General features: G+C 52.4%; 15 protein-coding genes. 8 read left to right on the forward strand and 7 right to left on the reverse strand.

Features of this window, described 5'->3' with window-relative positions:
* On the forward strand, positions 1-180 hold a 180-nt coding region (locus K7397_RS19060), incomplete at its 5' end, for a hypothetical protein (protein ID WP_223070030.1).
* Between the two features lie 4 nt (positions 181-184).
* Here the strand turns inward: K7397_RS19060 and K7397_RS19065 are convergent.
* The 5 genes from K7397_RS19065 to K7397_RS19085 form a co-directional block, all read right to left on the reverse strand.
* Positions 185-454 carry an HPr family phosphocarrier protein gene (locus K7397_RS19065; protein ID WP_223070031.1) on the reverse strand — a complete coding sequence of 90 codons (270 nt, stop codon included), beginning with the start codon at positions 452-454 and terminating at the stop codon, positions 185-187.
* A 92-nt stretch (positions 455-546) separates the two neighbouring features.
* Entirely contained in the window at positions 547-1,476 is a 930-nt protein-coding gene (gene whiA / locus K7397_RS19070; protein ID WP_223070033.1) for a DNA-binding protein WhiA, read from the reverse strand.
* Positions 1,477-1,482: 6 nt separating this feature from the next.
* Entirely contained in the window at positions 1,483-2,427 is a 945-nt protein-coding gene (locus tag K7397_RS19075) for a gluconeogenesis factor YvcK family protein (protein ID WP_223070086.1), read from the reverse strand.
* Between the two features lie 58 nt (positions 2,428-2,485).
* Positions 2,486-3,379, reverse strand: a complete 894-nt coding sequence (rapZ, locus tag K7397_RS19080) for an RNase adapter RapZ (protein WP_337926763.1) — start codon at positions 3,377-3,379, stop codon at positions 2,486-2,488.
* Between the two features lie 56 nt (positions 3,380-3,435).
* Positions 3,436-4,386: an ROK family glucokinase gene (locus K7397_RS19085; protein WP_223070037.1), complete on the reverse strand. Its 951-nt coding sequence runs from the start codon at positions 4,384-4,386 to the stop codon at positions 3,436-3,438.
* Positions 4,387-4,666: 280 nt separating this feature from the next.
* On the opposite strand from K7397_RS19085, the gene K7397_RS19090 reads away from it, so the two are divergent.
* The 7 genes from K7397_RS19090 (at position 4,667) to K7397_RS19120 (ending at position 10,832) form a co-directional block, all read left to right on the forward strand.
* Complete coding sequence (locus K7397_RS19090; protein ID WP_223070040.1) at positions 4,667-5,347, forward strand: response regulator transcription factor; 681 nt, start codon at positions 4,667-4,669, stop codon at positions 5,345-5,347.
* The gene (locus tag K7397_RS19095) at positions 5,344-6,738 is read left to right on the forward strand and encodes a HAMP domain-containing sensor histidine kinase (protein ID WP_223070042.1); all 1,395 of its coding nucleotides are present in this window, start codon (positions 5,344-5,346) and stop codon (positions 6,736-6,738) included. The genes K7397_RS19090 and K7397_RS19095 overlap by 4 nt, the downstream gene beginning before the upstream one ends.
* Positions 6,739-6,810: 72 nt before the next feature.
* Positions 6,811-7,725 (forward strand): ABC transporter ATP-binding protein, encoded by a 915-nt coding sequence (locus K7397_RS19100; RefSeq protein WP_223070044.1) that lies wholly within the window; start codon positions 6,811-6,813, stop codon positions 7,723-7,725.
* Entirely contained in the window at positions 7,722-8,435 is a 714-nt protein-coding gene (locus K7397_RS19105; RefSeq protein WP_223070045.1) for an ABC transporter permease, read from the forward strand. Before K7397_RS19100 ends, K7397_RS19105 begins: the two co-directional genes overlap by 4 nt.
* Positions 8,436-9,170: an ABC transporter permease gene (locus tag K7397_RS19110; protein ID WP_223070046.1), complete on the forward strand. Its 735-nt coding sequence runs from the start codon at positions 8,436-8,438 to the stop codon at positions 9,168-9,170.
* A gap of 34 nt (positions 9,171-9,204) precedes the next feature.
* A complete protein-coding gene (locus K7397_RS19115) occupies positions 9,205-10,476 on the forward strand; it encodes an alpha/beta hydrolase family protein (protein WP_223070047.1) in 1,272 nt (423 codons plus the stop codon).
* A 53-nt stretch (positions 10,477-10,529) separates the two neighbouring features.
* Complete coding sequence (locus K7397_RS19120; protein ID WP_223070048.1) at positions 10,530-10,832, forward strand: alpha/beta fold hydrolase; 303 nt, start codon at positions 10,530-10,532, stop codon at positions 10,830-10,832.
* A gap of 94 nt (positions 10,833-10,926) precedes the next feature.
* Here K7397_RS19120 and trxB read toward each other — a convergent pair whose 3' ends face one another.
* Both trxB and K7397_RS19130 read right to left on the reverse strand, forming a co-directional pair.
* Positions 10,927-11,889 (reverse strand): thioredoxin-disulfide reductase, encoded by a 963-nt coding sequence (gene trxB / locus K7397_RS19125; protein WP_223070088.1) that lies wholly within the window; start codon positions 11,887-11,889, stop codon positions 10,927-10,929.
* 71 nt (positions 11,890-11,960) lie between these two features.
* Positions 11,961-13,697, reverse strand: coding sequence for a tetratricopeptide repeat protein (locus K7397_RS19130; RefSeq protein WP_420488816.1), 1,737 nt, complete (start codon positions 13,695-13,697; stop codon positions 11,961-11,963).
* Positions 13,698-14,002: the final 305 nt, after the last annotated feature.

The raw sequence follows: 14,002 nt of genomic DNA on the forward strand, positions 1-14,002 counted from the left end.
CTTGAACAACTCTATTATAACGTTCGCATCAGGTGGTTTTTTGCTATAAGCCTGGACTACACCACCCGCATAGCGGGTGGATTTTTGTTTCGCACGCTTCGCGAGCTCAACTGGCTTAAGCCACTATTAAAAAACGGCTTGCCCACCCGGGCAAACCGTTTCTTTTTTTACGCTATTTAGGCGATCACTGATTCTCCAGTTCTTCCTTGCTGACAAGCGTAACTAAAGCGTTTGCAGCCTGCTCAGCATCTGCACCTTCGGCACTTATGTAAATTTCAGTGCCTGTACTAATCGCAAGGCTCATAATCCCCATGATGCTCTTGGCATTCACTTTCTTGTCGTCCTTCTCCACAAAAATCTCGGACGAGTATTTATTCGCTTCCTGTACAAAAAGTGCTGCCGGCCGGGCATGAAGCCCTGTCTTCAAACGAACGGTTACCGGGTGTTTGATCATGGAAACCTTACCCCCTCTTACATAATCACTCCGCATAGTATGGACATTTTAATAAAGGTAGTATACCATACAAGACTTACTTCAAACTAGCCTTATCCCCGGCGAATTTTTTCGGCCATTTCGTCAATTTTCCGCAGGCGATGGTTAACCCCAGATTTGCTGACGCCGCCTTTCAGCAGCTCTCCGACTTCCTTCAAATTAATATCGGGATAGGCAAGACGGACCTCGGCCACTTCCCGCAGCTTGTCAGGCAGATTTTCGAGTCCGACTTCTTTTTGAAGCAGCTTGATATTGTCAATTTGACGGACAGCCGCACCGATCGTCTTATTGAGATTTGCAGTCTCACAGTTTACGATCCGGTTGACGGAATTTCGCATGTCCCGCATGATTCGCACATCTTCGAATTTGAACAAGGCCTGATGGGCGCCGATAATGCTTAAAAATTCAATAATCTTCTCGCCTTCCTTGATGTAGAAAATAAACCCCTTCTTGCGCTCGATACAGCGGGCGTTCAAATGGAATTCCGAGGCCAGGTCGGCCAGGGCCTGGCAATGCTCTTCGTACATCGAGGCGATCTCCAGATGATAGGACGAGCCTTCCGGGTTGTTCACGGAACCCCCGGCGAGAAAAGCTCCTCGCAGATAAGCCCGCTTGCAGCAGTCTCTCTGCGTCAATTCCGGGTGAATGCCCTCCATAAAGATAAATCCTTCGGATACGATCTTGAGCTCTTTCAGTATTTCCTGAACACGTGCCGGAATACGCACGATATAAACATTGTTCTTCTTGAGCCGCATTTTCTTGCGGACGAGCAGCTCCGTATGGACATCAAAATGCTTTTTGATCAAGGAGTAAATCCGCCTTGCGATCGCGGCATTTTCGGTGGAAACGTCCAAAATGACTTTTTTGTTCGAAACCTGGACTGATCCGTTCATCCGGATCAGCGCCGATAGTTCAGCCTGTTCACAGCAGGCTTCCGCTTCGACCATGGTCAGTTCTTTTTTGGTTTGTGCCGCAAATGACAAAGGGACTCACCTCTTTCGTGTAATCCAGTTTTCCACCAGCTGGTAAATATGATGGCTGAGCTTGTCGGCGTCATGACGCAAATAGCGCCTGAACAGCACGAGCGTATCTGCAATGACTTTATAGCCACGGCTCGTCACCACGTCAAAATCCAGCTGGACGGGCTTGGCGCCCTTCTCGGCATAAAAATTCTGGACCTGCATCGGAATTTCACCGTCGTTGACAATGACGTAATCGAACAGATGATGTCCAACATGATCATAAATGGCCTGCAGGTGATCACTGACCGTATAATCATCAGTTTCTCCAGGTTGGGTCATTACATTGCAAACAAATATTTTTATGGCTTCCGTATTGCTGAGCACAGCCTCCGCCAGCTTCGGTACAAGCAGGTTTGGAATGATGCTCGTATACAAGCTGCCCGGACCGATCAGAATGGCGTCCGCTTCCTTGATCGCCTCACAGGCCTCCGGCAGCGGTTCAACATGTTCCGGCTCGAGGAAAATCCGCTTGATTCGGCCGTTCGCCTCGGGAATCTTCGATTCGCCGGTGACAATGGTGCCGTCCTCCATCTCCGCATGGAGGATGACCGCCTGATCGGCGGCCGGCAGCACACGTCCGCGAACAGCGAAGACGCGGCTGAGCTCCCGGACAGCGGTGACAAAGTCGCCGGAAATATCGGTGATCGCAGCCAGTATCAAATTGCCGAGACTGTGTCCGGCAAGTCCGGAGCCAGCTGGGAACCGGTAGCTGAGCATATCGGACATCAGCGGCTCGACATCGGCAAGCGCTGTAAGTACGTTGCGAATGTCGCCTGGAGGCGGCATTTGCAGCTCGTTTCTGAGAATGCCTGAGCTTCCGCCGTCATCGGCCACGGTAACAATCGCCGTAATATCCAGCGGCTTTTGCTTCAATCCCCGCAGCATGACGGACAACCCGGTCCCGCCGCCCATGACGACGATGCGGGGCACTCTCTCTTTGGAAGACCGATTGCTCACGTTTACTCACCTCTTAAGGACGGTCTCGGTCGGAATCACGGTGGCTCACACGGACCGTTTCCGTTTCGCTTGTCCCGAGCATCCGGCCTAAATATTCGGCGATAGCCACAGAACGGTGCTTGCCGCCTGTACAGCCTATGCCTATGATAACCTGACTTTTCCCCTCTTTATGATATTGGGGAATCAGAAAATGCAGCATATCCAGAAGCTTGGTCAGAAAACTCTGCGTCTCCGGCCACTTCATAACATAATCATATACATCACTGTCTTGTCCGTTGTGGGGACGCAGTTGCTCAATGTAATGAGGGTTTGGCAGGAACCGCACATCAAATACCAGATCGGCATCAATCGGTATGCCGTATTTAAAACCGAAGGAGGTGATATTTACCGATAAATTGCTGCTTTCCATATGGGAAAAACGCGAGATGATCTTCTCACGGAGCTGAGCCGGCTTCATATTGGAGGTATCCACCACCTGGGTTGCGGAATGCTTCAGCTCTTCAAGCATCTTCCGTTCCAGACGAATGCCGTCAAGCGGCATGCCCTGCGGGGCAAGCGGATGACGGCGGCGGCTTTCCTTGTAGCGCTGTACCAGCACGGAGTCGGTGGCATCCAGAAATAAAATTTCGGAATGAATGGTGAAATGATCCTTAACAAAATTAAGCGACTCCGAAAGTGCTGTGAAGAATTCCCGACCGCGCAGGTCGATAACGAGGGCGACCTTGGCAATTTTGCCGTTGGATTGTTCGATTAATTCTGCGAACTTGGGGATCAGTACAGGAGGCAAGTTGTCTACACAGAAGAATCCCAAATCCTCAAGGCTGCGTACGGCAAGCGATTTGCCCGCTCCCGACATCCCTGTAATGATGATCAAGTTCGCTAAAGAAGTCTGTTCCTGTTCCGGCACCCTAAATCCCTCCCTCATAAGTCTATTTCTTGAATGCACTCCTTCGCATCTACAAATCAAGAGCGTACAAACAATCCTGCAGCTCCTACCATACCTGCATCGTTGCCGAGAACGGCCGGCACAATTTCAACGTCTTTCTGGAGCGGTTCCGGTGTAAATTTGGCAAAAACGCTGCGGATCTCGTCAAAAAGAATGTCGCCGGCCTTGGATACACCGCCGCCAATAATATAGCGCTGCGGACTAAGCACAGCCGACACCAGCGCCATCGATTTGCCCAAATAGAAGGCCGCCCGGTTCACGATGCGCAAGGCAACCTCGTCGCCGTTCTTGGCCGCATCGAATACGTCTTTGGCCATAATATTCTCAACCTGGGACAAAGACGTATTATCGCCGCGTTCCACCGCATCCTTAGCCATCCGGATGATGCCGGTCGCCGAGGATACGGTCTCGAGGCAGCCCATTTTCCCGCATCCGCACTGAATCGCTTCCAAATCGGGTACAACTGCCATATGTCCAAGCTCTCCGGCCAGCCCGGAAAAACCTTGATAAATTTTGCCATTAATAATGATGCCTCCGCCTACACCGGTTCCGAGTGTATAGCAGACACAATTGTCCACGCCTTGACCGGCGCCGCCCCATACTTCGCCTAGCGCCGCAACATTGGCGTCATTATCTATTTTGATTGGCTTGCCGAGCCGCTCTTCAAGAATCGCACGGATCGGAACATCCCGGAAACCTACATTGGGCGCCAAAATGATAATCCCTTCCTGAACGTTCGTAAAACCGGCAACACCGGCGCCTACACCTGCGAGCTGATCCCAGCTGTACGGCGACTGCTCCACGATCAGACGGACATACCGCTCAATATTGGCAAGTACGGTATCGACGCCTTTCTCCACTTCAGTCGGTCCTTCATAGGTGTGTAAAAGCTGTCCCTCTGCGTTGCAAAGACCGACTTTAATTGTCGTTCCGCCCAGATCGACACCAATGTAGATTTGTTCAGACATGTATAAGCCACCTTTTTTCTAAAGTAAAATAGTTGCTCCTAACTACCCACTATAAGCGAACGCTTCCCTTCGGTCAAGAGAATCAAGATGGTAAAAACCTTGGCATGACAGGCTTTCTTAAATAATTTGTGAACGAATGGATCCGTTTGCATCGGGGAAGGTCCTTATATAGAATATGTCCCGAATTCGGATGATTTTTCTGGGTGCTAAAGACCATTTCCGATCCGTGATATAATGAACAGGAAATTATTCTCTTGTGCACGGAAAGGAAGGGCTTCTCTTGAATACCGCTATAAAACTTCTATATATAGAAGATGATCTTGAAATCGGCAGCTGGGTCAATGAAGACCTGCGGAAGCGGGGATATGAGGTGGTGTGGCTGAAAAATGGCGACCAGGCCCTTGCGGAGGCTGCTTCCTGCCAGCTCGTGATCCTGGATGTCATGCTGCCGGGATTGGACGGCTTCACGGTAGGCCAGCGGCTCAAACGAAGCAAGGCGGACCTCCCGATCTTGATGCTGTCGGCGCGCTCCTCCATTGATGACAAGCTGCAGGGACTGCAGTTTGCCGATGACTATTTGACCAAGCCTTTTCATCCCGATGAACTGGCCGCCCGGGTGGATGTGCTGCTGCGCCGTGTCGGAGCCCATGACGCTCAGCCTCTTGCCATCAAGCACCTGCTCGTATACCAGCAAGAGAACCGGGTTGTCGATCAGACCACGGGGGAAGAAATCATGCTTACGGGCAAGCAGTACCAAATCTTTCACTATCTGCTCCGGCATTTAGGCCAAATTATGACCAAAGAGCAAATCTACGAGGCCGTCTGGGACGAGCCTTATTGGGACGGAGACAAGACGCTTATGGTACATATCCGTTACCTGCGGGAAAAAATCGAACAGGACCCGGCAAATCCCGAGATTATTGAGACGATCCGCGGAGTCGGATACAGGATTAAAGCATGAAATTGCGGCGTACCCCAAAGTTCTACGGGTCTTTGCTGTCCCGCTACGCCTTGATCATTCTGATCGCCCTGGTCTTTATTCCCGTAGCCCTGCCGGCCAGCTTTCTGGCCTCCTGGCTCGTCAGCAGGACTGTATTTCCGGATTCAGGGATCCACGAAAGATCTGTCTACGGAAACGCTTCTGAATTAACTGCCGCATGGCACAAGGAGGCTTTACAGCTCAGAACAGCCTCGGAAGAACAGATCGGACGGCGGCTTGGCGAGCTGAAGAACCAGTATCCGGGCTCGTTCATTTTTAGGGTGAATCATGAAGGAAGGACAACGATCCGGCTTCCGGAGCAAACCGGGCTGCCGGACGTGTGGTCTACCGAGCAGCTTGTCTCCTACATGAAGAATCATCAGGACGGCGATCCGTTTACAATTGTTGCCTTCATCGGGGACAACGAGAACACACAAAGAGGGTTTATCGTTCTTGAGGTCCCTCGTTCTCTTCTTCTGCGACCGATCGGAGACGGGTCGGATCGGTTTTACGGCGTGATGCTGGGGCTGCTCGTTCTGTTCTTCGCCGGGATATCCTATTGGTTCATCCGCGGCATTCGCCGGAGATTGCTGCGGCTATCCGCCGCGATGGCTTCGCCTTCCAAAAGCGGAATTCCCCTGCCGATCCAAGTGGGCAAGCCTGATGAGATCGGATTGCTGGAGGAAACCTTTAACGATATGGTTGAACAGCTTGACACAAGCCGGCGCCGCGAGCAGGAAGAGGAGCGGCTTCGCAAAACGCTGATCAGCAACCTTTCGCATGACCTGCGGACTCCGCTTACGGTCATTGGCAGCCATTTGTATTCGCTGAAGAACGAATCCCTTTCCGATCATGGACAGGCCTCCATTCAGCTCGTAGAATCGAAAATGAAAGACCTCGATCATCTGATCGACCATCTTCTATCCTACAATCTCCTGACAAGCGGCAAATATGCGCTGAGCCGCCAACACCAGGATGTGATCCGGCTTGTCCGCGAGAGCGCGGCCGCCTGGTATCCGCTGTGGGAGAAAGAGGGCATGCTGCCCGATATCGATCTCGGCGAATCCCCGCTGAACTGGAACGTCGATGGCCAAGCCTTCCGGAGGGTGCTGGACAACCTGTTCCAGAATGCTGTCCGCCACGCTTCGTCCGGCGCTTACATCGGCTTGTTCACAGAGGAGCGCCATGGACGGACGGCCTTGACGATTAAAGACCGCGGACCGGGCTTATCTGCAGGTAGCAGCAGCAAAGGGGCCGGTCTTGGACTTGCCATTGTAGATCTGCTGCTAAGGGAGATGGGACTGTGCCGGGAGGCGGCCAGCGGACCTGAAGGAACGACCCTATGGATCTATCCTAAGCCTGAGCGATTTTAAACCAAATTTAAACTTGGCCCCTCTCTCTCTTTAACCTTGACGTATTAAGCTGATACTCGAGGTGAAGAACACATGAATGAATTCGTAATCCGTACTCATAATCTAACCAAGAAATACCACGACAGGGCCGCCGTTAATTCGCTTAATCTGAGCATTGGCCGAGGCGAAATTTACGGCTTTCTGGGTCCGAACGGCGCGGGTAAAACCACAACCATCCGCATGCTGCTTGGACTGATCCGGCCTACGAGCGGGAAAGTCGAAATTTTCGGCAAAGACTTGCAGAAAGATCGGCTGAATATTTTGAAGAAAGTCGGCTCCCTTGTTGAATACCCCTCTTATTACGGACATTTGTCGGCTGTAGAGAATCTGGAAGCCATCCGGCGCATTCTGAATTTACCGAAGTCCAGAATCGCTGAGGTGCTGGACATTGTCTCCCTGACCAAGGAAGCAAGGCGTTCGGTCAAAGGCTACTCCCTCGGCATGAAACAGCGGCTCGGCATCGCCTCCGCTTTGCTCGGATCTCCGGAGCTGCTCATCTTGGACGAACCTACGAACGGTCTGGATCCTTCAGGAATCCAGGAAATCCGCGAACTGATCAAACGCATGCCGAAGGAACACGGCATTACCGTGCTTGTCTCCAGCCATCTGCTGAGCGAAGTCGAACTGATGGCCGGTTCGGTCGGCATTATTGCGCAAGGGCGCATGGTATTTCAGGATACGATTGAACACCTTCAGCATCAGGCATCCAGCACGATAGAAATGACCGTTTCGGAACCGGAAGCGGCCGTCTGGATTGCCCGGGATTCCGGACTGACCGGCCAGCTTCAGGAAGGAAGGATACATTTTGACGGCTTGTCCAATACCCAGGTCGCCGGGCTTGTTCGGCGGCTCGTCGAAAACAAACATGACATTTACCGGGTGGAGGAAAAGAGAAAATCGCTCGAGGATATCTTTATGCAAATCGTCGGCACGGGGGGTTCATTATGATGCTGCGCGCTTTATCAGCGGACTTTCTCAAAATTCGCGGCAAAGGGCTCTGGCTGCTTATCGTGATCGCTCCCGTCGGGCTTGTGGCCATGCAGGCGCTGAATTTCGGTCTCCGTTACGACTTCCTGACCAAGCTTTACGCCAAGGATTTATGGGGCGGGCTGCTGGATAATATCCTTCGCTTTGTTCCGATTGCCTTATTTATGGGGGCCACTCTGGTCAGCTCGCTGATTGCCGGGGTGGAACACCAGCTTAGCTCCTGGAAGCAGCTGCTCGCCCTGCCGATCTCCCGGACGGCGGTATTCAGCGCCAAGTACACGATCACCGTGCTGCTGCTTGCCGTATCCTGCGTACTGCTGTCGATTGGATCGGCTGTGCTAGGCATCGCCCTCGGATTTCCCACCGAGCTTCCCTACAGCGATCTGGCACGTATCGGACTCTATCCCTTTATCGCCTCGCTGCCTCTACTCGCGCTGCAGCTTTGGCTGTCGCTGACCTTCAGAAACCAGGCGCTCTCGGTTTCCTTGGGCATCGCGATGGCATTCGGCTCCATCTTCACGGGGAATCTGGGTGAATTCTGTCCTCTCAATTGGCCCCTGCTCACTGTAGAAGGAAAGCACCAGGGCGTGTTCCTGGGAGCAGGTCTTGGACTTGGGCTCTTGATCATGCTGATCGGCCTGCTTCATTTCAACCGGAAGGATGTGGCTTAGATGAAAGCCTTCTTTAGAGTGCTGTCAGCCGAGCGGCTTAAGATGTCCAAATCCTATTTGTGGCTTATTGTTTTGGCCAGCCCTGTTCTGGCTGCTCTGATCGGTATGCTGGTCAGTTCCGAATTAGCGGAATGGCCCCTGCTGCTTGGTGGAATGTCGTTATTTCATGCGATGCTGTTCCTGCCTGTCATGACCGGTTTGTTCTCTTCATTTATTTGCCGGTATGAACATACGGGCGGCGGCTGGAAATCGCTGCTCGCGCTGCCTGTTTCCCGAACCGCCGTCTATCTGGCCAAATTTACTGTCGTCATATGCCTGCTCGCTCTGACGCAGATCCTGCTGCTGGGAGCTATTCTGATTACGGGCCGAATTATACATATCTCAAGCCCGATTCCCTGGCACATGCTGCTGCAAAGCATCCTTGGGGGCTGGGTTGCCTGCCTTCCGCTGGCCGCCCTGCAGATGTTCGCTTCCCTGCGCTGGGCAAGCTTTGCCGCACCCCTCGTAGTGAACGTCATATTCACCATTCCGAACATTCTGATTACCAACTCGGCCACCTACGGTCCTTATTATCCGTGGGCCCAGCCTTTCCTGGCTATGATGCCAAAAGGTATGAATGGATACGACTTCGGGGCATTTAATCTGCCCTTTGAGAGCCTGATGATTACCGTTCTGGGCGGCTTTGTTCTCTTCTTCGCTTCGGGGCTGGTTTATTTTAATCGGAAGGAAGTCTAATACAACGAGATAGACAGATAATAAGGGGAGACTTATGAACAAGAAAACTAGACGTTTGCTAACTATATCGCTCTGTTTTTCGATCACTCTGGCCAATCAGGCCGGGATTGCTACTCCTGCTTTCGCGGCAGTACAACCCGGTAATACAGTTTCTATAAATGATCAATCTTCCGACTACATCCCGCTGCGTATGTTATGTGATTGGATCGGTACTCCGGTACAATGGGATCGGGCATCGCGTACGGTAACTGTAACCAAAGGAGAGGAAAAGGTACGGTTTCACGTGGAGAATGACGGAAGAGCCTCTGCGAATGTCTCAGGAAACATAACACCAATCGAGCACGGGATGATGATTCGTAATGGCGTCGTATACATGAAGCAAGAGACGCTTAAACATACGCTCGGGATCCAGGCGTATTGGGCTGAAGGTAAACTGCAGCTTGATCCCGATGATGCAATTTCACGGGCAAATGCTTTTCTAACCCAACTTGCCAAGGGAAACATTGAAGACGCCTACGTTTTGACGAGTAGAAGCTTCTCATCGGCAGGCATACCTCCCGAGACAATTGAATGGACCAAGCAGCTTGCTTTGTTCCCGAAATCGTGGGGGACTGTTACGACTAATGCTGTACACAAGACGGTAACCATTGTGTATCAGACACCGCAAATGGCCCTTGACCTTGAAGTTCGGCTGGATCAAAGCGGAAGGGTTGATGATCTCTACACCAATTTACACTTCTACGGTTACCAGCCTCCTGCATATGACAAGCAGAAAACATATACCGAGCAACAGATTATGGTAGGGCAGGGCGACCATGCGGTCACGGGTATTCTGACTTTGCCCCAGGGCAAAGGGCCCTTTCCGGCAGTCATCCTGATCCAAGGTGATGGCGAGCTTGATGCCAATAGTACCATCCTCGCTCAGAAGCCGTTTCGCGACTTGGCAGTTGGCCTTGCCGGGCGTCATATTGCTGTCCTTAGGATGACAAAAACAACACGGGAGCATTTTGTCCAGCTTTCGGGTCATTACACTGCTGAAGACGAGTTTGTTGACAACACGCTTCAAGCTGCCAAGTTGCTGCAAGAGAATGCTGCAATCGATTCGAATCGCATCTTTGCCACAGGCCATAGCCGCGGAGGATGGATGTTGCCGCGGATCCTGTCACGGGATTCGGAACAGCGAATTACGGGTGCCATCGTCTTAGCTGGAGCCGATCCGCGTTACACGGAAATCGATTCGTATGATCATCCGGAACTGGGAGGGATGATTCCTGATGAGGAATTGGCTTATACCGCGAACAATTGAAGCTTGTTCGACATCCGGACTTTGACCCCGCTAATCCGCCCAAAGCTTTCGACTTGCCGCCAAATCCCTATTGGTGGGATGACATTAAAGGGTACGAACCGGCCAAAGAAGCAAAACTGCGTTCTGTTGATATGCTTATTTTACAAGGAGAACAGGACTTCCAGGTACCAAAGGAAAGCCTGCTTGGCTGGAAAGAAGTTTATAAGGGAAGAACAAACGTGGATTTTCGTACCTATCCGGGGCTGACGCATTTGTTTACGAAGGGAAGCCTGGATAAAGGCATACAGAACTACCTTAACGCCGATAATGTCGATAAGCAGGTGATTGACGATATTGCAAACTGGATACTTAATTGATGGCTTGAAAGGTCTGAAGTTAAAATAATTTAAGCGTGCCGTCCAAGACCCTAATGGATCGAACGGCACGCTTTTTTGGAAATGCATGCAAAAATCAAACGGATGGGTTCAGACTCTCGCTCCAGTCGTGCGTCATATCGCCCTCCAGATACTTCTCACAGTCCATCGCGGCCATACAGCCGGAGCCGGCTGCCGTTATCGCCTGGCGGTAACGGGTATCCTGCACGTCGCCGCAGGCGAATACGCCCGGTACATTCGTTTGGGTCGTTCCCGGCTTCACGACAATATAGCCATGTTCATCGGTTTTAACCTGACCGCCGAGGAATTTCGTATTTGGAGTATGGCCAATGGCAATGAAGACACCGTCCGCTTCGATCAGCTCTTCCTGGTTCGTCTCATTGTTCAGCACCGTCAAGCCCTTGACGATACCGTTCTCATCGGTGGCTATAGCCACCGGCTTACGGTTCAGAGCCCAATGCACCTTCTCGTTCTCCTTCGCCCGATCCTGCATGATCTTGGAGGCGCGGAGCTCATCGCGGCGGTGAACAACCGTTACCGTTGTCGCGAAACGGGTCAGGAAGCTGGCTTCCTCCATGGCGGAGTCCCCGCCGCCGACTACGGCAATCTTTTTCCCGCGGAAAAAGAAGCCGTCACACGTCGCGCAAGTGCTCACGCCGCGTCCGATATTCTCCTGCTCGCCGGGAATCCCGAGATAGCGGGCGGAAGCGCCGGTAGAGATAATGACCGCCTCCGCCTCCAGAATGCCGCTTCCTTCCACCTTCACGGTGAACGGACGTTTGGAGAAATCCACTTCTTCCACCCAGCCGCTCTTAAATTCCGCGCCGAAGCGTTCCGCCTGCTTGCGCATATTGTCCATCAGTTCCGGCCCCATGATGCCATCGGGAAATCCGGGGAAGTTCTCGACTTCCGTCGTTGTAGTGAGCTGTCCGCCCGGCTCCACACCTTCGATGACCAAGGGCTTCAAATTGGCGCGCGCCAGATAGATGGCTGCAGTCAGGCCGGAAGGACCTGTTCCGATCACGATTGTTTTATACATCACAAATGACCTCCTCCGTATTTTAAAATGAAAGGGTGCTTCCTGCCGGAAAACTTGTACCCTTCTATTTATTAACCCGAAGGGAACATTGCATTCATTTTTTCCTTAATGCCGCACACTTCATCCACGCGCTTTGTGCAGCGGCTTGCGGTGGACGCCGAAGTGCCGTACCGTTTGGCGACTTCTTCATAAGTCACGTGCCGCTGATGAAGCTTCGCGGTCAAATACTCCAGCGCGGCTGCCCAGCCCCCGAGATGGGACACGGAGGGAACGTCGGGAAAAGAGCGGGTGACAAACTCCACCCACAGCGTTTCAACATCGTGCAGCTGCATCACATTATAGCGCTTCGCCATGCGTCGTTTCGCTTCGTCCAGCACGGCCTGCCACTCCGATTTCCAGACGGGCAGACGCGAGGAAGTGAAGCCGGGATCTACGGTCCGGGTCTCCCCTTCCAGCACAATGGGCAGCGGTTCATTCACTCCGAGACCCCGCAGCACGAAAAGCGCAATGTCCTTTAAATACTTCTCTTCGTCAGGCTCCATCAGAAAAGCCCGCAGCGCCTCCTTGACCTCACTGTCCGCAATCTGGCTGAATGCCTCGATCACCTGGAGCTTGGTCCGGGAATCGCCGTGGCGAAGCCCCCAGAAGAAAGAGGAACGAATCAGCGGATCCTGCTTGATCTGATCCGGAATGCCTTCGCCCCACTTTTTCCACATCCGGAACTGTTCCTCGAAGGGAAGCCGGTACTGGTAGCTGATCACCGGAGGCTCTAGCTCTGCATCCTCCAGGTCAAGCTCTTGCAGCCGATCGAGATAAAATCCAGGCACCTCCGAATCGGGATCCAGCTTGGCGGCATGCTTCCACAAAGTCCGCGCTTCGTTATAGCGTCCGATGTTATAAGCGGCAACGGCGGCGTAATGATACAGGCAAGGGTCGAAATTGACGTCGTTATCACGAAGCAGTCTTTTGAAATGCCGGTAGGCCGCTTCATGCTTGCCCAAAATTCCCATTGTCGTCGCCAGCTTGAACACATGCTCCTGGTGAAAAGGAACAATCCGCTCCAGCCGGTCCGATAGCTCCTCAAGCAGCTTTTCGTCACCCTCATGCTGGATGAATACCGCCAGATTGCACAGGCCGTGAAGATTGCCCGGATCACGCTCCAGCACCTGCGAAATAGCGTCCATGGCTTCCTTAAACATGCCTAGGTAGTAATATCCCAAGGCCAGATTGTTGCGCGCCGCCAGAAAATCCGGCTGGTCCCGAAGCAGCGTCTCCAGCAGCTTGACGGCTCCCGCAAACTCCCCTTTCTCCAGCATGCTTCTGGCCTGATCGTGCTCGGCCACTCCTTTTAGGGACTCGATGTGTCTGACCTTCGCGGGCCGGTTCAGTTCGTACTGAAGCAGATCCATCATTTCCTCCGCTTCAGCGAGGAACTGGCCTTCCGGATCTTGTTCCAAATAGGTAATGAGCGCTTCTTCAGCCGCCTCGAATTGTTCCATATTGGCATAGTTATTCGCCATGTAGAAGTAGCATTCCGTCATGGTCCCGTCCACCTCGTTCAGGATGGTGGAGAGCACCTTGTTGGAACCCTCGTAATCTCCTATTTCAGACAGGATCCCCGCCATATTGCAGTGGTTGACGGGATTATCCGGTTCATATTCCACAGCTTTGCGAAAATACTTCAATGCCTTGTCGTATTGCAAGCGGTCCAGTGATGAAACAGCTCGATCGAAGAAAAAATTGGCGTCCATGCGAATCGGCACAACCTTGGTTAGCTTCGCGCCCTCGGACTGATTTTCTTCACTCAATCAAGGCACCTCCTTTAATACTTTGATTCTCTTTTCACAGTATACCACATGGCCCCGAAAAGCACCTACCGCAAGCGGAGAATTACACTTTTGAGGGGGATAGATCCCTGACAGGATCGAACCCGATCTGGTAGTTTCACAGCGCAAAAAAAAAGCGGGAGCCTGTCCCGCTTGTCCATGTTATTGCATCAACTTGTCGCCCGCACGAAGTGCGTACGCAGGTAGCTTGCTGCCAGATACCCTGCGTCAAAACTTACGCCAAACCTAATCGTCAGTTGAGCCGGTCATATGCTCCGGCTTTACGT

Source organism: Paenibacillus caui (genome assembly GCF_019904135.1).
GTDB classification, from domain to species: Bacteria; Bacillota; Bacilli; order Paenibacillales; family Paenibacillaceae; genus Fontibacillus; species Fontibacillus caui.